Raw genomic sequence first — 17804 nt, forward strand, 5'->3', positions numbered from 1 at the left:
GGGAGCGGTCCCCGCACGCCGACGCTGGGCGCGGGGCCGCCGCCAGTGTGGTGCCCGAACGTGCCTCCGCGATCCCGTTCCGTGACCGCCCCCACCGTGTGACGTGCACCCTCCGTATGTGAGCGGTTTCCGCCCCTATAGGGCAGGAAACCGCTCACGTGAGGGTCAGCGCTCCAGGTCCGCCAGCGCGGTCTCGGCCTGGAGGTTGATCATCTCCGGGCCGGTGACCTCGTCCGGGTCGGCGTCGGCGCCCATGTCGCCGGCGCGGTAGCGGGTCCAGACGCCGGCGTGGATGCACGCGGCCCGCCAGCGGGCGAACGCGAGGTAGTAGGCGATGTCGACGTCGCCCAGGTCGCGGGCCTTGGTGTAGCGCGCGATGAGCTCCTCGCGCGTCGGGTAGCCGCCCGCCGGCGTGGGGCTCGACAGCGCCTCCGGGACGGTGTCGCCCGGCTCGCTCCACGACACGAGCAGGTGCCCCATGTCGCAGAGCGGGTCGCCGATGGTGGCGAGCTCCCAGTCGAAGACCGCGACGGCGTTCCCGTCGGCGTCGTAGGAGATGTTCCCGGGGCGGAAGTCGCCGTGGACGATCCCGACCTCGCCCTCGGGGATCCGGGCGGCGAGCGCGTCGTGGGTGGCGTCGATGGCCGAGAGGTCCTCCATCGCCGACGAGTGCGCCTGCCGGTGCCAGCGCTTGAGCTGGCGGGCGACGAAGTTGCCGGGACGCGCGAGGTCGTCGAGCCCGACGGCCGCGGGCTCGACGTGGTGCAGCGCCGCGAGCACGTCGATCGTCGAGGTGCCGACGTTCCGGCGGGCGGCGTCGGGCACCTGCTCGCCGGACTCCCGGTCGTTGAGCACCTTGCCCGGCGCGAAGTCCATGACGTAGAGGTCGGCGCCCCAGACGTCGTGGTCGTCGCAGAAGGCGCGCGGGGTCGGGACCGGCACCTCGGTGGGGTTCAGCGCCGCGAGGAAGCGCCACTCGCGGCCCATGTCGTGGGCGGTCTCGAGCACGCCGCCCAGCGGTGGGCGCCGCAGGGCCCACGCGTGCCCGGCCTCGTCGGTGACGCGGAACGTGAGGTTCGACCGCCCGCCCGCGATGCGGTCGAAGGACAGCGCGCCCTCGACCTCGTCGACGTGCGCCCGGAACCACGAGACGACGGCCTCGGGCACCTCCTCGGCGCTCACCGCGCACCGCCCGGGAGCAGGACGATCTTGCCGACCTGGGTGTTCGACTCGAGGTGGCGATGGGCGTCGACCACCTGGTCGAGACCCTCGAACACCCGGTCCACCTGCGGGGTGAAGGCGCCGTCCCGCAGGCCCGCGCCCACGAAGGCGCCGGCGCGGCGCAACCGCTCTGCGTCGTGTGTCATCGCGAACAACGTATAGGCCCGCATCCACAGATCGGGGAGCGTCTCGGCCGGGAACGGGGTCGGCTGCCCCGAGAGCAGCCCGTGGATCGTCAGGATCCCGCCCTTCGCGGTGGCGCGGGCCAGGTCGGCGACGCCGGGACCGGCCACGGCGTCGAAGACGTGCTCGCAGCCGCGCCCGTCGGTGATCTCCAGCACGCGCTCGACGAGGTCCTCCTCCCCGGTGGCGACGACGTGCGCGGCGCCCGCCGCCTCGAGCTGGGCGGCCTTGCTGCTCGAGCGGCTGGTGGCGATCGGGACCGCGCCGACCCGGTTGGCCACGGCGAGCGAGGCGAGCCCGACGCTCGAGGTCGCGGCCGTGACGAGGACGTGGTCGCCGGCGCGCAGCCCACCCGTCTCCACCAGCCCGCCGTAGGCGACGAGGAACGGCATCCACACCGCGGCGCCGTCCACCCAGCTCGTCGTCTCCGGCAGCGGCACGACCGCGCGGGCCGGGACGACGGCCCGGTCGGCGTAGACGCCGTAGTCGTTCATCGAGAACGCCGGGACGACGCTGACGCGGTCGCCGACCGACCAGCGCGTCACGCCCTCGCCCAGCGCGGCCACGGTGCCCGAGCACTCGTAGCCCAGGCGGGCGGGCAGACGCGTCTCCTCGATGTAGGTGCCGCGGCGGAACATCGACTCCGCGCGGTTGAGCCCGATCGCCGCGACGTCCACCGCGACCTCGCCGGGGCCCGGCTCGGGGTCGGGCTCGTCGGCGACCCGCAGCACGTCGGGCTCGCCGAGCTCGGAGAACCGCACCGTCCTCGTCATGGCCCGAGAGCTTGCCGTCCGTTCGATCACGGCGCGAGGGGTGTCGGAGCGGCCGCGGCGGGTCTACCGTGACTCGTGACCGGTTGAGGAATCCGGTCACGAGTCGAGGAGACGCCGGTGGGTCGGGTCGCGCAGATGCTGGACGCGGCGGGCGACCTCCTGCTCGCCCACTCCTACCGGCGCGTCACCGTCGACGACGTCGCCCGCCGGGCCGGCGTCGGCAAGGGCACCGTGTACCTGCACTTCGCGAGCAAGCTCGAGCTCTTCGCCGGGGTGCTGGTGCGCGAGTCGGTCGACGTCACCGCCGAGCTGCTCGCCGCGCTGCGGGCCGACCCCGCGCAGGCCGCGCTCGACGCGACCATGCGCACGTCGTTCCTCGCCGTCCAGCACCGGCCGCTGACCCGGGCGCTGTTCGCCGGGGACGTCGAGCTGCTCGGCGCCATCGCCACCGACACCAAGACCGGCCTCGAGATCGTCACCGACAAGTCCGAGTTCGCCCGCGAGCACTTCGCGCTGCTGCACCGGCACGGCCTGCTCGCCGACGACCCGGCGACGACGCCCGACCTCTACTACCGGCTCGGCGCCGCGTGCATCGGCTTCTTCCTCGACCACCTCGTCCCGGCCGGCGCCGGGATGGACGCGACGGCCCGGGCCGACGCCCTCGCCGCCGTCGTCCGGGCGGGCTTCACCCCGCCCGGCGAGCCCGACCCGGCCGCCCTCGCGGCGGCGGCCCCCGGGCTCGCCGCGCTCTACGAACGCACCCTCCACCACCTCACCGCGGCCCTCCCGGAGGAGCCATGACCACCACCGCTCTCGACCGCGACCTGCCCCCCGACGTCGCCGACCTGCCCGCCGTCCTCGACTGGCTGGCCGCGCTGCGCGCCGACGCGCCCGTGTGGCGCGACCGCTACGGCATGCACCACGTGACCCGCGCCGCCGACGTCGACGTCGTCCTGCGCGACACCGCGACGTTCAGCTCCGACTTCTCGGCGGTCATGCCGCAGGCCCAGGAGATGAGCAAAGGCATGCTCACCCGGCTCGACCCGCCCGAGCACGGGGCGCTGCGCCACCTCGTCAGCGCGTCGTTCACCCCGAAGCGCGTCGCCGGGCTGGAGCCGCGGATCCGGGAGCTGACGCGCGAGATGCTGCCCCCGGCTCCCGCGTCCTTCGACCTCGTCGACGCCCTCGCGTTCCCGCTGCCCGTCACCGTCATCGCCGAGATGCTCGGGCTGCCCGCCGCCGACCGCGGCCGCTTCCGGCAGTGGGCCGACGGCCTGTTCTCGCTGCAGGTCGACGACCCGAAGGAGGCGATGAACGACCCGCGCGTGGCCGACGCGATGGGGGAGATCACCGGCTACCTCGGCGACTGGTGCCGCGCGCGGCGCGCCGAGCCCACCGACGACCTCATCTCCGCGCTGGTCACCACCGAGGTCGACGGGCGGGTCCTCGACGACGAGGAGGCCGCCAACTTCTCGATGCTGCTGCTGTTCGCCGGGCACATCACGACGACGCTGCTGCTGGGCAACGCGGTGCGGGTGCTCGACGCGCACCCCGGCGCGTGGGAGGCGCTGCGGGCCGACCCGTCGGCGATCCCGGGGACGATCGAGGAGGTCCTGCGCCTGCGCCCGCCGTTCCCGATGACCGCGCGCGCCACCACCCGCGACGTGGACATCGCGGGCGTCACCGTGCCGGCGCGGTCGGTGGTCATGCCCTGGCTGCTCTCGGCCACCCACGACCCCGACGCGCACCCGGACCCCGAGCGCTTCGACCCCGCGCGCCCCGGCATCGGCGGCGGCGCCCAGACGGCGTTCGGCCACGGGATCCACTTCTGCCTCGGCGCGCCACTGGCCCGCCTCGAGGCGCGCGTGGCGCTGGAGGAGATGACCGCCTGCTACGCTGGGCTGACCGTGGGCGCGGGGGAGCAACACCCGTACACGGGTCGTGTGCTCGGCACCCGGCGCCTGCCTGTCGTCGCGACCTGAACGGGTGACCGCGCGCTCCAGTGACCGAGCGTCGATTACCCATCACGATCAGTCACTATGTGGGCGTGTCCCGCGTCGCGCTCGCCCGCTTCGTCCTCGGTGCCGCGGTCGCCGTCTGCGCGGCCGGCGCCGTGCTGACGATCGCGACCGCTCCCGTCCCGGACGCACCGGCGCCCGCGCCCGATCCGGCCGCCGCGCTCGCGGGCCTCGACGCGCGGCCCGAGGGGGAGCGGGTGGTCGTGGAGCGGGTGGTCGACGCGGTCACCTTCGACGCGCGCCTGCCCGACGGCGGCCCGATCGTGCGCGTGCGCGCGCTGGGCGTGCAGCCGCCCGGCGCGTGCTACGGCGAGCAGGCCACCTCGTTCGCGTCGCGGGTGCTCGACCGGCGCGCCGTGCGCCTCGTCGGCGGGCCCGGGCCGGCCACCGACCGCTTCGACCGCCGCCTCGCCGCGGTCACCCTCGACGGCGGCGGCGACTACGGCGTCCTCGCCGCCGAGGCCGGCATCGCCCGCGCCTACCCCGCCGACGCCGCCCCGGACGCCATGCCCCCGATCCGCGCCGCCCAGGACCGCGCCCGCCTCGCGGAGCGCGGCGTCTGGGGCGCGCCGTGCCGCGGTGCGAGCACCCCGAACGAGCCGGCGACGGAATCCGCGGGCACCTCGCGCACCACCACCAGCTCGGCGACCACGACCGGCGGCTCCTAGCTCGCGGCGTGTACCAGCGATGCGGCATCGCTGGCATGTGACGCCAGGATTGCCACATGCTCGCTCGCGCGACACGCCGAGCGGTGTTCCAGCCTGGCGGCCACGCTGACGTTGAACGTCAGGAAAACCCCCAGCTCGCTCGCGCGACACGCGCCGGGGTAGTCGCGGCGCGAGGGTGACCCTCGCTGCCTGCGAGGCACCCAGGGAGTCCCTCGCACCTCGCGGCGCGCCGAGGACCCCGGGAGCGAAGGCGTCCCTCGCTGCCTCCCACGCAGTCAGGGTGACCCTCGCTCCACCACCCCGCCGAGCTCCACCACCCCGCCGAGCTCCACCACCCCGCCGAGCTCCACCACCCCGCCGAGCTCCACCACCCCGCCGAGCTCCACCACCCCGCCGAGCACGGGCTCCCGCGCTCAGACCACCTTGCCGGGGTTGAGGATCCCGTGCGGGTCGAGCGCCGCCTTGACCGCCCGCTGCATCGCCAGCACCTCCGGGGCCTGCTCGCGTTCCAGCCCGTCGCGTTTGAGCAGCCCGACGCCGTGCTCGCCGGTCACGGTGCCGCCGAGGGCGAGGGCGTCGGTGAGGATCTCCTCGAACGCCGCCTGGGCGCGGCGGCGGGCGGGCTCGTCGCCGATCGGCGTGATGAGCAGCGGGTGCAGGTTGCCGTCGCCGGCGTGGGCGATGTTGGCGATCGTCGTGTCGTGGCGCCGCCCGATCTCCTGGATGCGCCCGAGCATCTCGGGGACGGCCGCGCGGGGCACGCACACGTCCTCGGTGAGCACCGGCCCGAGCCGTTCCAGCGCCGGGTACGCCAGGCGCCGCGCGGCGAACAGCGCCTCGGCCTCCTCGGCGTCGGCGGCCTGCGCGGAGAACGTCGCCCCGGCGTCGGAGAAGTGCCGCAGCATCTCCGCGGCCTCGGCGTCCCCGGCCGCACCCGGCGCGTCGGAGCGGCCCAGCAGCACCACGTCCGCCTCGGCCGCGAGACCCATGTTCTTCCAGGCGTCGACGGCCTCGAGGCACGTGCGGTCGACGAGCTCGAGCGCCGACGGCGTCAGCCCCGCGGCGGTGATCGCGGCGACGGCGCGCCCGGCGTCGACGACGGAGTCGAAGTACCCGGCGACGGTGTGCTCCGGTGCGCGGGCGGGCCGCAGCTTCACCGTCACCTCGGTGATCACCCCGAGCGTGCCCTCGGAGCCGACCATCAGCCCGGCGAGGTCGAGCCCGGTGACGCCCTTGGCGGTGCGCCGCCCCAGCCGCACCAGCTCGCCGAGCCCGTTGACGATCTGCATCCCGAGCACGTAGTCGCGGGTGACGCCGTACTTGACGCAGCACACCCCGCCGGCGTTGGTGGCGACGTTGCCGCCGATCGTCGACCAGGGCGAGCTCGCCGGGTCCGGCGGGTACCAGAGGCCCTGCTCGGCGCAGACCGCGCGCAGGTCGTCGTTGACCACGCCGGGCTGCACCACCGCGAGCCGCTCGGCGCCGTCGATCTCGAGCACCTCGGTCATGTGCTCGGTCGACAGGACGACGCAGTCGGCGGTGGCGTTCGCCCCGCCCGACAGGCCGGTGCCCGCCCCGCGCGGGACGACCGGCGTGCGGTGCTCGAGGCAGGCGCGCACCACGGTCTGGATCTCCGCGGCCGTCCGCGGGCGCACGACGGCCAGCGGCACCGCGTGCGGCGCCCACTCCGCGTCGTCGTGGGCGTAGCTCGCGAGGACGTCCGGGTCGTCGATCACCCGCCCCGCGGGCAGGGCCGAGATCAGCCCGCCCACGACGGCGGCGACAGGTGCGGCGGCGGAGCTCATCGGGCGCGGACCCCCTCGTCTCGGTGCCTCCCACGGTAGACGACACGCCGCGTCGTCGATGGTCAACCGAGCGTCGCTGAGCTGCCAGGATTCGCCCGTGCCGCGCCCGTTCGTCCGCCTCGCCCTCCTCCTCGGCGGGGCCGCCCTCGCCGCCTCCTGCGCCGGCCCGCCCGCGTCCGCGGCCAGCCCGCTCGTCACCCAGGGCGTGCTCGCGGCGAGCGGCCCCGCGGTGACCTACGACCCCGTCGCGGCACCCGAGGGCGCGCGTCTCGCGCTCGAGGTCACCGGCCACCGCGGCGCGACGACGGCGACGCTGCGTGTCGAGGGGCTGGTCCCGGACCGCGGCTACGCCGTGCACGCCCACGTCCGGGCGTGCGGGCCGAGCGGCACCGACGCCGGCCCGCACTACCAGGACCGGATCGACCCGGCCGCGACGCCCGACAGGCCCTCCTCCGACCCCGCCTACGCCAATCCGCGCAACGAGTTCTGGCTCGACGTGCGCACCGACGCGAGCGGCGCGGGGAGCGCGACGACGACCGTGCCCTTCGTGCTCGCCGACCGGGCGCCGGAGTCGGTCGTGGTCCACGAGGCGGAGGTGACGGCGACCGACCACGGCCACGCCGGCACCGCGGGGGGACGTCTCGCGTGTCTCACCTCGGTGTGGCGGTGATCGACGGGAGCTAGCGTCAGCGACGATGGCGACAACACCCACCCTCACCGTTTGCCGCGACTGCTGCTGCGGCACCACCCGCAAGCACCCCGGCGTCGACCACGCCGCCCAGCTCGCCCGGTTCAGGGAGGCGGCCCCGGTCCGCGTCAGCGACTGCCTCGACGCGTGCGCCTACTCCAACGTCGTCGTCGTGTCGCCGTCGAAGGCCGGGCGGGCCGCGGGCGCGCGCCCGGTGTGGCTGTTCGGCGTGCTCGATGCCGACACCGAGGACGAGCTGACCGCCTGGATCGACGCGGGCGGACCGGGGATCGCCGACCCGCCCGGCATGCTCGACCTGCGCATCTTCACGCCGGCGCGGAGGATCCGTTCCGCAGTGACGTAGCGCGGGGAGGGAGAGCCGAATGAGCACCGAGCAGCGGGTGGCCGTGCTCCAGGAGCCCGAGCGGATCACCGTCGAGACGCGGCCGGTGCCGGCGCCGGGGCCCGGCGACGTGCAGGTCGCCGTGCGGGCGGTCAGCGTCTGCGGCTCCGACGTGCACTACTACGACCACGGGCGCATCGGCGGTTTCGTCATGCACGGCCCGCTGGTGCTCGGGCACGAGACGTCCGGGGTGGTCAGCGCGGTCGGCGAGGGCGTCGAGACCCCCGCGGTCGGCACGCGTGTCGCCGTCGAGCCGCAGCGCAACTGCGGGCGCTGCGAGCAGTGCGCCCAGGGGTGCTACCACCTGTGCCCGTGGATCTCCTTCTTCGCGACGCCGCCGGTGGACGGCTCGTTCGCGCAGTACGTGACGGTGCCCGCGACGCGTGCCCACCCCGTGCCGGACACGCTCTCCGACGACGCCGCCGCGATGATCGAGCCGCTCGCGGTGGCCGTGCACGCGGCCGGCAAGGCCGACATCGGCCCGGGGACGCGCGTGTTCGTCAGCGGCGGCGGGCCGGTCGGGCTGCTGTGCCTGCAGGTCGCGCGGGCCCGGGGCGCGGCGCGGGTGACGCTGTCCGACCCGGTCGCCCGGCGTCGCGAGGTGGCGCTCGACTTCGGGGCGGACGCGGTCGTCGACCCGGGTGCCGGCGCCGAGATCGAGCCCGTCGACGTGGTCCTCGAGTGCACCGGGGTCCAGGCGGCGGTCGACCTCGCGATCGCCGCGACCGCGCCCGCCGCCACCGTCGTCCTCGTCGGCACCGGCGCGGAGGTGACGCTGCCGCTGGACGTCGTGCAGGGCCGCGAGCTCGTGCTGAAGGGGACGTTCCGCTACGCGCACGTGTACCCGGCCGCGATCGCCATGGCGGCGTCGGGCGCGGTGCGGCTCGACGACATGGTGACCTCGCACCACGACCTCGACGGCGCGGTCGACGCGCTGCTCGCCGCGCGCCGCGACCCGGACGCCATCAAGGCCGTGGTGCGGCCGTGACCGCTACGCGGCCACCCGGCTGACCGCCTCGCCGGCGCGGCGGGCGATGCCGCGCAGCTGGTCGGCGGGGCGCTGCTGCTCGCCGGCCTGCGCCGAGAGCACCACGAGGGCGCCGGTCAGCGCCGGGACGACGACCTGCAGGGTGCGCAGCTGGCGCTGGGCCGACGCGACGTCCATCGGCAGCTGCTGGGCCGCCGCACTCGTCGCCTGGCCGGCGCGCTTGTCGGCCTCGCGGGCGAGCTCGGTCGCGTTGCCGGCCCCGCCCTGCTGCGCGGTCGTGGAGGGGACGTGCGACGTCGCCGACGAGCGCACACCGCCGTCGGCGTGCACCACGGCGTCCTCGATCTTCTTGCCGACCAGGCGCGTGTAGACCGAGGCCGCGACGGCGGCACCGGTGAGCGCCAGCTTCGCGGTGGCCGTGGCCGTGTGGCCCTTCTGCGCCACGACGCGCTTGCGGTTCTCCGCCAGCAGGCCGAGCCCGCCGATGGTGTGTGCGGCCATGGCGGCGGTGTTGACCGGGCTCCACTTCGCCCAGCCGATGCTCTCGAGCTTGTCGGCGGTGCGACGGTCACCGGCCTCCTCGGCCGCGGCGTTCAGCCCGGTCAGGCCGAACAGCGAGCCGCCGAACCAGGCGGCGAGACCGACGTCGTGCAGGGCGCGGAGGGTGGTGTTGCGCGTGCTCATCCGGAGCTCCCTTGCGTCTCGGGGATGCGAGGGCTGGGGGCTCAACCCGATGGACCAGGCGTAACCGGCGACCCGGGACCGCACGCGTGACGGGCCGGACGTTTCGAAGCTCAGAAGTCCCGCGCCACCTCGTGCGGCATGCCCTGGGTCGCGCGGCGCAGCTGCACGCGACGGCTGAACCGGATGATCGGCCGGATCCCGAGCTGCACGCTGCCGATGACGAAGAGCGTGACGCCGAGGTTGAACAGGTCGTGCCAGTAGAAGGCGATGCTGCCGACGGTGAAGAACAGGAAGATGCCGATGTCGTTGATGATGCTGAGCAGCTCGTAGCGCTGGCGCAGCACGATCTCCCGATCGCCGAGGGTGATCGTCACCGGACCGCCCTCGTGCCCGGCGTCGGGGTCCTGCTGATCGCTCCCGGTGCCCTCGGCCTCGTTGCTCGTGTCCTGGCTCATCGATCCTCCACGGGTGATCGGGCGATCGCACGCTCCTGTCGGCTGGGCTGTGAGGTGGGTGATCCCGGCCCGTCGCAAACGTCCGGCTCCGGTTTGCACGCCCCGGCGTCCGGTGTCACCGTTCCGGCACCGGTTCACCCGCACAGCCGCGCCCACCACCACCCGGACGTTCCCCGGAGGCGCTGCCGTGAGCCTGTCCCGTCGTGCCGCCGATCTCGTGCGCTCGTGGCCCCTCGTCCGTCAGCTGACCGGGGCCGACCCGCTGGGGCGCGGTGCGGCCGTCGAGTCGGACGCCGCCGACGGGTGGCGCGCCCGCACCGCCGACGCCGACGAGGTGACCCGCTCGGTCTGCCCGTTCTGCGCCGTGGGCTGCGGGCAGAAGGTCTACAGCAGGGACGGGCGTGTCACCCACATCGAGGGCGACCCGGACTCGCCGATCAGCCGTGGGCGGCTGTGCCCGCGCGGCTCGTCGAGCCTGAGCCTCGTCACCTCGCCGTCGCGGCTGACCCGCGTGCGCTACCGGCGCCCCTACGGCACCGAGTGGGAGGACCTCGAGCTCGGGACGGCGATGGACATGATCGCCGACCGGATCGTCGCCTCCCGCGCCCGGACCTGGCAGGACACCGACGACGAGGGCCGGGTGCTGCGGCGCACGCTCGGGTTCGCGCACCTCGGCGGCGCCACCCTGGACAACGAGGAGAACTACCTCCTCAAGAAGCTCTACACGGGGCTCGGCGCGGTCCAGGTGGAGAACCAGGCCCGCATTTGACACTCCTCCACCGTCCCCGGTCTGGGGACCAGCTTCGGGCGCGGCGGCGCCACCAACAGCCAGCAGGACATCGCGCAGGCCGACTGCGTCGTGCTCGAGGGCTCGAACATGGCCGAGGCGCACCCGGTCGGCTTCCAGTGGGTGATGGAGGCCAAGGCCCGCGGCGCGAAGATCATCCATGTCGACCCGCGGTTCACGCGCACCAGCGCGGTCGCCGACGCGCACGTGCCGATCCGGCCCGGGACCGACATCGTATTCCTCGGCGGGCTGATCAACCACGTGCTCTCGGAGGGCAAGGACTTCCGCGACTACGTCGTCGCCTACACGAACGCGCCGATGCTGGTCAGCGAGGAGTTCGTCGACGTCGGTGACGAGGGCCTGTTCTCCGGGTGGGACGCCGGGACCGGCGCGTACGACACGTCGACCTGGCAGTACGAGGGTGCCGACGTCGCGGCCGCGTCCGGGGACCGCGACGACTGGGACTCCGACCTCCACCAGCCCGAGGCGCGCCGCGCGTCGCACCGCCGCACGCACCTGCTGGGGCAGTCGGAGAGCGCGGGCGTGGGCGGCGCGACGATCACCGGCGAACCGGTCCGCGACGACACGCTGACCCACCCGCGGTGCGTCTACCAGGTGCTCAAGCGGCACTTCGCCCGCTACACCCCGGAGATGGTCTCGCAGGTCTGCGGGATGTCGGCGGCGCAGTTCCGCGAGGTCGCCGAGGCGATCTGCGCGAACTCGGGGCGCGAGCGGACGACGATGTGGATCTACTCGGTGGGCTGGACGCAGCACACCGTGGGCGTGCAGTACATCCGCTGCGCGTCGATCCTCCAGGGGCTGCTCGGCAACATCGGGCGCCCGGGCGGCGGGATCATGGCGCTGCGTGGGCACGCCACGATCCAGGGGTCGACCGACATCCCGACGCTCTACGACCTGCTGCCCGGCTACATCCCGATGCCTCACGCGCACCGGCAGATGTCGCTGGACGACTTCCTCGAGGCCGACGCGGCGAGCAAGGGCTTCTGGGGCAACATGCCCGCGTACATGGTCAGCCTGCTCAAGGCCTGGTACGGCGACGCGGCCACGGCGGACAACGACTGGTGCTTCGACCTCGTCCCGCGCATCACCGACGACCACAGCACGTTCACGACGGTGCTGAACATGATCGACGGGCTGTGCGAGGGGTACATCGTGCTCGGCGAGAACCCGGCGGTCGGCACGACCAACGCGAAGCAGCAGCGCCACGGCCTCGCCGCGCTCCAGTGGCTCGTCGTGCGCGACCTGCAGGAGATCGAGACCGCGACGTTCTGGCGCGACGGCCCCGAGATCGAGACCGGGGAGATGCGCACCGAGGACATCGGCACCGAGGTCTTCCTGCTGCCGGCGGCGACGCACGTCGAGAAGGCCGGCTCGTTCACCAACACCCAGCGGCTGCTGCAGTGGCGCCACCAGGCCGTCGAGCCGCCCGGTGACGCGCGCAGCGACCTGTGGTTCGTCCACGAGCTCGGCAAGCGGATCAAGGCGCGCCTCGCCGGGTCGGGGCTGTCCCGGGACGCCGCGGTGCACGCCCTGACCTGGGACTACCCGACCGAAGGCGTGCACGGCGACCCGGACGCGCACGCGGTGCTCCGCGAGATCAGCGGCGTCGACGCCGACGGGAACCCGCTCTCGGGCTACACGGATCTGCGCGACGACGGGTCCACGTCCTGCGGCTGCTGGATCTACTCCGGGGTGTACGCCGACGGGGTCAACCAGGCCGCACGCCGGGCGCCCGGCGGCGGCGAGAGCCCGGCCGCGCTCGAGTGGGGCTGGGCGTGGCCGATGAACCGGCGGGTGCTCTACAACCGTGCCTCCGCCGACCCCGAGGGCCGGCCGTGGAGCGAGCGCAAGGCCTACGTGTGGTGGGACGAGGACCAGCAGCGCTGGACCGGGCACGACGTCCCGGACTTCGAGCCGACCAAGCCGCCGTCGTACCGGCCGCCGCCCGGGGCGACCGCGCAGGACGCCATCGGCGGCGACGAGCCGTTCATCATGCAGGCCGACGGCCGGGTGTGGCTCTACGCGCCGACCGGGCTGGCGGACGGCCCGATGCCGGTGCACTACGAGCCGGAGGAGGCGCCGAGCCGCAACCCGCTGCACCCGGCGACGCGCGCCAATCCCGCACGCCAGCGCTTCGAGCGCCCCGACAACCTCTACAACCCGCCGGACGGTGAGCCCGGCGCCGAGGTGTTCCCGTACGCGTTCTCGACCTTCCGCATCGCCGAGCACCACACCGCGGGCGGGATGAGCCGCTGGACGCCGTACCTCGCCGAGCTCGCCCCGGAGATGTTCGTCGAGGTCTCACCGGCGCTGGCCGCCGAGCGGGGCCTCGAGCACACGGGCTGGGCGACGATCGTCACGGCGCGGTCGGCGATCGAGGCGCGCGTCGTCGTCACCGAGCGGTGCAAGCCGCTGCGCATCGACGGCCGGCGCGTGCACCAGGTCGGGCTGCCGTGGCACTGGGGGCCGAACGGGCTGGTCACCGGGGACGCGGCCAACGAGATCATCGGCATCTCGCTGGACCCGAACGTGCACATCATGGACACCAAGACCGGGACCTGCGACGTCGTCGCCGGGCGCCGGCCGCGGGGTCCCGAGCTGCTGACGTTCGTCGACGGGTACCGGCGGCGGGCGGGGCTGCTCTAACCGCCGACGCGGATCTCCACGCGACGGCTGGCCTCGAGCGAGCCGAGCGGGCGGGCGGGCCCGACGCCGACGGCGGTGAGGCTGCCGGCCGGGACGCCGTTCGCCTCGAGCAGGCGCACGACCTCGTCGGCGCGCTGCTGCGAGAGCGTCTGCGCGCCGCCCCGGTCCTCGCCGGCGGGGGCGGTGTGGCCCTCGACGGTGATCGACGGGCCGGGGGACGCGCGCAGGGCCGCGGCGACGCGCGCGACGGCGGCGGCCGCGTCGGGCGCGGGCGTCGCGCTGTCGGCGGGGAAGCGCAGCGGAGCCGCGGCGAGCACCTCGTCGACGGTGCTCTGCAGCACGGCGGTGTCGGGGCCGGTGCGGGCCGGGGTGCGGGAGCCCCCGGCGGGCGACGCGGGCGCCGCCGGGCCCGCCGACGCGGCCGGGGCGGGCGGGGAGGGAGGGGCCGGCGAGGAGCCGCGGGTGAGCGCGACCGTCACCGCCGCGCCGCCCACGAGCAGGACGGCGAGCAGGACGAGCACGAGGGGCAGCCGGCTGCGGCGTCCGCCGGGCGCGGCGTGCGTCCCGCCCCCCGCCGGGCCGCGGCCGCCCCACCAGTGCGCGCCGGTGCCCGGCCCGGCCGTCACCCGACCGCGATGGTGTCCGCCGCCTCCGCCCGTCACGGACACGCCACCTCCTCCACGTCGTGACGCACTGTGCCCGTTCGAAGTCGTGACGCGCCCGGTTTCGGGGAGAATCCGCCCGGACGGCCGTGCGCACGCTGCGTCGTCCGGCCTATGTGAGTGACGTTCCGGGCGACAGCACCGACGTTCGCTCACGAGGGCGGGTGGCAGGATCGCCCGCCGTGACGACCCCGAGCGCCGAACCGGCCCTGCGCGTCCTGCGCCGCGACGACGTGCTGGCCGCGGCGGCCGACGTCGACCCGGTGGCGAGCGTGCAGGCCACCCTGCTCGCGCACGCGCGGGGTGCCACGACGCTGCCCGACGAGGCCTACCTGCCCTGGCACACGCCGTCGTCGGGCGCCTTCGCGCGCAGCCTCGCGCTGCCCGGAGCGGTGTGGTCCGACCGCCCGGCCGTCGGCCTCAAGGTGATCAACTCGAGCCTCGACAACCCGGGTCGCGGCCTGCCGCGCGCCCAGGGCTGGACGTTCCTGTTCGACCCGGACACCGCGCGCCCCGTCGCGATGCTCGAGGCCGCCTGGATCTCGGCGACCCGGACCGCCGCGTACACCGTGCTGTCCGCGCGCCTGCTCGCCGCGCCGGGGCTCGACCGGATCGCGGTGCTCGGCTGCGGCGCGCTCGCCGAGTCGCACCTCGACCTGCTCGGCGCCGAGTACCCCGACGCCTCGGTCGTCGTCCACGACCTCGATCCCGCGCGCGCCCGCGCCCTGGCCGCCCGGCGCCGCGCCGACGTCGCCGACGACCCGCGCACCGCCGTCGAGGGCGCCGGGCTCGTCGTCTGCACGACCACGACCACCACCGGCTACCTGGCGCTGGACTGGCTCGCCCCGGGCGCGCTGGTCGCGCACGTGTCGCTCGACGACGTGCTGCCCGAGGTGGTCGCGGGCGCGGACCTCGTGGTCGTCGACGACTGGGACCTCGTCGCCGCCGACGACCGCCGCCTGCTGGGGCGCATGCTGCGCGAGGGCACGCTGGCGGCGCCGGGGGAGTCGGCGCCCGGGGCGCGCACGGTCGACGCGAGCCTCGCCGACATCGTCGCCGGGACGCACCCGGGCCGGGCGGCGGACACCGACGTGGTGCTCTCCAACCCGTTCGGCATGGGCGTCCTCGACGTCGCCCTCGCCGCCGACGTCCACGACGCCGCCCTGGCCCGCGACCTGGGCACGGTCCTGCCGCCGTGACCCCACGTGCGTGATCTTCTGAGCTACAGCTCAGAAGATCACGCACGTACTACTCCGCGCCGGTGCGGGGGGTGAGGCCGGCGGCGCGGATGCCGGCGACGACGGCCTCCTCGTCGGCCAGCGATGCGTCACCGCTGGCACCGGCCGCACCGAGCAGCGTCCCCGCGTCGTCGTGGACGAACACCCCGCCGGGCACCGAGAACACCTTCCCGCCGGCCAGCGCCGACACCGAGGTGAAGAACTCCGAGGAGTCGGCGGCGCGCGCCGCGATCGCCCGGCTGTCCATGCCGAGCGCGAGCACGCCGTACGCCTTGGCCGTCGCGACGTCCGGGCGCAGGAAGCCCGACCCGTCCTCGCGGCCGAGCGCCACCAGCGCGCCGCCCGGGTCGAGCACCGCGACGGTCAGCGGCTTGAACCCCTGCGCGCGGGCGTGCGCGAGCGCGGCGGACACGATGCTCTGGGCCTGCTCGAGGCTGATGCTCATGCCCGCCCGGTACCCACGGAGCACGCGGGCATCACCCCGCCGACCGCGACCGCCACAGCAGCCACACGAACCACGGCGCCCCGACGAGCGCGGTGACCAGCCCGACCGCGAGCTGCCCCGGGGCGATCACCGTGCGCCCGATCGTGTCGGCGACCGAGACCAGCAGCGCCCCGAGCAGCGCGGCCACCGGCAGCACCCGGGCGTGCCGGGCGCCGACGAGCGCGCGCGCCGCGTGCGGGGCGACCAGCCCGACGAACGCGATCACGCCGACCGCCGACACCGCCGTCGCGGTCAGCAGGCACGCGAGCCCGAGCATGAGCGGCCGCGAGTGCTCGAGGCGCACGCCGACGATGCGCGGGGTGTCGTCGTCGACCGCGACGAGGTCGAGCTCCCGGCGCGAGCGCCAGATCAGCGGCCCGAGCAGCAGCAGCGCGAGCACCACGGGCGCCACGTCGGCCAGGGAGCGCCCGTAGGTGGAGCCCGAGAGCCAGGTGAGGGCCTTGCCGACGTCGTAGGGGTCGGACAGCACGATGATCAGCGTCGTCAGCGCCGCGGTGGCCGCCGACACCCCGACGCCGACGAGGACGAGCCGGTCGGAGTCCAGGCCGCTGCGCGCGGCGAGCCCGAACACGAGCACGGTCGCGATCGCCGCCCCGCCGAAGGCCGCGCCGGCGACGCCCGCCGCGCCCGCGGTCGGGACGAGGGTGATCGCGAGGACGGCGCCGAGCCCCGCCCCGCCGGTGACGCCGATGATGCCGGGCTCGGCGAGCGGGTTGCGGCACGTCGCCTGGATGACGGTGCCGGCGACGGCGAGCGCGGCGCCCGCGGTCAGGGCGGCGAGCACCCGCGGGATGCGCGCGTCGAGGACGTAGGTGACGACGGGACCGGACCGCCCCGCGAACCAGTTGGCGACGTCGCCCAGCAGCAGCTTCGCGTCCCCGAGCAGCGCCCCGCCGATCGCGGCGGCGAGCGTCGCGGCGGCCGCGACGAGCAGGACGGTGACCAGCGCCCCCCGGCCCCGACGGAGCGCCGACCGGGCCGCGGGCGCCGGGCGCGTCGGGCCCGACGAGCGGAACCGGGCGGCGAGCCAGACGAGGAACGCCGCGCCGAACAGCGAGGTCACCGTGCCCGTCGGCAGCTCCACCCCGCCGAGCTGCGCGCCGAGCACCAGCCGCGCCAGCACGTCGGCGCCGAGCACGACGACCACGCCCGAGAGCGCCGACACCACCAGCAGCACCCGGTGCCGCGCCAGCCCGGGTACGACCGGCACGAGCAGCCGCACCAGGGCCGGGGCGGCGAGCCCGACGAATCCCAGCGGACCGGTGAGCGTCACCGCGGCCGCCGACAGCAGCACCGCGAGCACCACCGTCACCAGCCGGACCCGCCGCACGTCGACCCCGAGCACGGCGGCGGCGTCGTCGCCCAGCGCGTGCAGGTCCAGCCGCCGCGACATCGCCAGCAGCCCGAGCGTCGCGAGCACGACGACCGGGGTCATCGCGACCAGCCCCGACGTCCCGTACTGCGCGAGCGACCCGTTGCCCCACGCGTACAGGCCCGTGGTCTGCTCGCGGAACAGCAGGATGCACGTGATCGCGACCGACTCCAGCGCGAGCCCGATCACCGAGCCCGCCAGCACCAGCCGGGTCGGCCCGGACCCGACGCCGGAGGACAGCCCGAGCACGAGCACCGCGGCGGCGAGGCCGCCGAGGAAGGCGATCCCGCCGGCCACCGGCATCGGCAGCGCGACCCCGACGACCGAGACGATGACGAGCGCGAGCCAGGCGCCGGAGTCGACGCCGAGCGTGTCCGGCGCGGCCAGCGGGTTGCGGGCCAGCGACTGCATCGCCGCCCCCGCGACCCCGAGCGCCACGCCCACCACCAGCCCCGCGAGCAGCCGCGGTATCCGCGAGGCGACGACGACGGCGCTCGCCTGCTCGGCGTCGTCGCCGACGAGCAGGCCCAGCAGGTCGCCGACCCCGACCGTGGCCGTCCCCTGCAGCACGTGCACCGCCGCGAGGACGACGGCGGCGAGCACGCCGGCGACGACGACCCCCGTCACCCCCCACGGACGGGCCCGGAGCGGGGGCGGCGCGACGAGGGGGTCGGCGACCCGGGTCAC

At 75.3% G+C, this 17804-nt stretch carries 17 protein-coding genes; 8 read left to right on the top strand and 9 right to left on the bottom strand.

The window, feature by feature from the left end:
- Positions 1-165 precede the first annotated feature (165 nt).
- Entirely contained in the window at positions 166-1182 is a 1017-nt protein-coding gene (locus tag WCD58_RS11530) for a phosphotransferase family protein (RefSeq protein WP_337702808.1), read from the bottom strand.
- Positions 1179-2177, bottom strand: a complete 999-nt coding sequence (locus WCD58_RS11535) for a zinc-dependent alcohol dehydrogenase family protein (protein ID WP_337702810.1) — start codon at positions 2175-2177, stop codon at positions 1179-1181. The genes WCD58_RS11530 and WCD58_RS11535 overlap by 4 nt, the downstream gene beginning before the upstream one ends.
- A 117-nt stretch (positions 2178-2294) precedes the next feature.
- Here WCD58_RS11535 and WCD58_RS11540 point away from each other — a divergent pair, with 117 nt between their 5' ends.
- From WCD58_RS11540 to WCD58_RS11550, 3 genes are all read left to right on the top strand, one after another.
- The gene (locus WCD58_RS11540; RefSeq protein WP_337702813.1) at positions 2295-2978 is read left to right on the top strand and encodes a TetR/AcrR family transcriptional regulator; all 684 of its coding nucleotides are present in this window, start codon (positions 2295-2297) and stop codon (positions 2976-2978) included.
- Positions 2975-4159 carry a cytochrome P450 gene (locus WCD58_RS11545; protein WP_337702815.1) on the top strand — a complete coding sequence of 395 codons (1185 nt, stop codon included), beginning with the start codon at positions 2975-2977 and terminating at the stop codon, positions 4157-4159. The genes WCD58_RS11540 and WCD58_RS11545 overlap by 4 nt, the downstream gene beginning before the upstream one ends.
- A 65-nt stretch (positions 4160-4224) precedes the next feature.
- Entirely contained in the window at positions 4225-4863 is a 639-nt protein-coding gene (locus WCD58_RS11550; RefSeq protein ID WP_337702817.1) for a thermonuclease family protein, read from the top strand.
- A 275-nt stretch (positions 4864-5138) separates the two neighbouring features.
- Here WCD58_RS11550 and WCD58_RS11555 read toward each other — a convergent pair whose 3' ends face one another.
- Positions 5139-5264, bottom strand: coding sequence for a hypothetical protein (locus tag WCD58_RS11555; protein WP_337702819.1), 126 nt, complete (start codon positions 5262-5264; stop codon positions 5139-5141).
- A gap of 12 nt (positions 5265-5276) precedes the next feature.
- On the bottom strand, positions 5277-6668 hold the full coding sequence (locus tag WCD58_RS11560) for an FAD-binding oxidoreductase (protein WP_337702821.1): 1392 nt from the start codon (positions 6666-6668) through the stop codon (positions 5277-5279).
- Between the two features lie 97 nt (positions 6669-6765).
- On the opposite strand from WCD58_RS11560, the gene WCD58_RS11565 reads away from it, so the two are divergent.
- The 3 genes from WCD58_RS11565 to WCD58_RS11575 are packed head-to-tail and all read left to right on the top strand — an operon-like array spanning position 6766 to position 8747.
- Complete coding sequence (locus WCD58_RS11565; RefSeq protein WP_337702824.1) at positions 6766-7338, top strand: superoxide dismutase; 573 nt, start codon at positions 6766-6768, stop codon at positions 7336-7338.
- 25 nt (positions 7339-7363) lie between these two features.
- Positions 7364-7720, top strand: coding sequence for a hypothetical protein (locus tag WCD58_RS11570; protein WP_337702826.1), 357 nt, complete (start codon positions 7364-7366; stop codon positions 7718-7720).
- 19 nt (positions 7721-7739) lie between these two features.
- A complete protein-coding gene (locus WCD58_RS11575; protein ID WP_337702828.1) occupies positions 7740-8747 on the top strand; it encodes an NAD(P)-dependent alcohol dehydrogenase in 1008 nt (335 codons plus the stop codon).
- Positions 8748-8750: 3 nt separating this feature from the next.
- On the opposite strand, the gene WCD58_RS11580 is transcribed toward WCD58_RS11575, so the two are convergent.
- Together WCD58_RS11580 and WCD58_RS11585 are read right to left on the bottom strand one after the other, a co-directional pair.
- On the bottom strand, positions 8751-9431 hold the full coding sequence (locus tag WCD58_RS11580; protein WP_337702830.1) for a hypothetical protein: 681 nt from the start codon (positions 9429-9431) through the stop codon (positions 8751-8753).
- Between the two features lie 110 nt (positions 9432-9541).
- Positions 9542-9886 (bottom strand): YrhK family protein, encoded by a 345-nt coding sequence (locus WCD58_RS11585; protein WP_337702832.1) that lies wholly within the window; start codon positions 9884-9886, stop codon positions 9542-9544.
- 193 nt (positions 9887-10079) lie between these two features.
- Here WCD58_RS11585 and fdh point away from each other — a divergent pair, with 193 nt between their 5' ends.
- The gene (fdh, locus tag WCD58_RS11590; RefSeq protein ID WP_373696212.1) at positions 10080-13340 is read left to right on the top strand and encodes a formate dehydrogenase; all 3261 of its coding nucleotides are present in this window, start codon (positions 10080-10082) and stop codon (positions 13338-13340) included.
- Here the strand turns inward: fdh and WCD58_RS11595 are convergent.
- Positions 13337-13966, bottom strand: a complete 630-nt coding sequence (locus WCD58_RS11595) for an OmpA family protein (RefSeq protein ID WP_337702833.1) — start codon at positions 13964-13966, stop codon at positions 13337-13339. The two genes, fdh and WCD58_RS11595, sit on opposite strands and share 4 nt — an antisense overlap.
- Before the next feature lie 218 nt (positions 13967-14184).
- Between WCD58_RS11595 and WCD58_RS11600 the strand changes: the two genes are divergently transcribed.
- Positions 14185-15201, top strand: a complete 1017-nt coding sequence (locus WCD58_RS11600) for an ornithine cyclodeaminase (RefSeq protein WP_337702835.1) — start codon at positions 14185-14187, stop codon at positions 15199-15201.
- Between the two features lie 49 nt (positions 15202-15250).
- Here WCD58_RS11600 and WCD58_RS11605 read toward each other — a convergent pair whose 3' ends face one another.
- Positions 15251-15685 (bottom strand): GlcG/HbpS family heme-binding protein, encoded by a 435-nt coding sequence (locus WCD58_RS11605; protein WP_337702838.1) that lies wholly within the window; start codon positions 15683-15685, stop codon positions 15251-15253.
- A gap of 31 nt (positions 15686-15716) precedes the next feature.
- Positions 15717-17804 carry an iron ABC transporter permease gene (locus tag WCD58_RS11610; protein ID WP_337702840.1) on the bottom strand — a complete coding sequence of 696 codons (2088 nt, stop codon included), beginning with the start codon at positions 17802-17804 and terminating at the stop codon, positions 15717-15719.

The organism is Actinomycetospora flava, assembly GCF_037400335.1.
GTDB classification, from domain to species: Bacteria; Actinomycetota; Actinomycetes; order Mycobacteriales; family Pseudonocardiaceae; genus Actinomycetospora; species Actinomycetospora flava.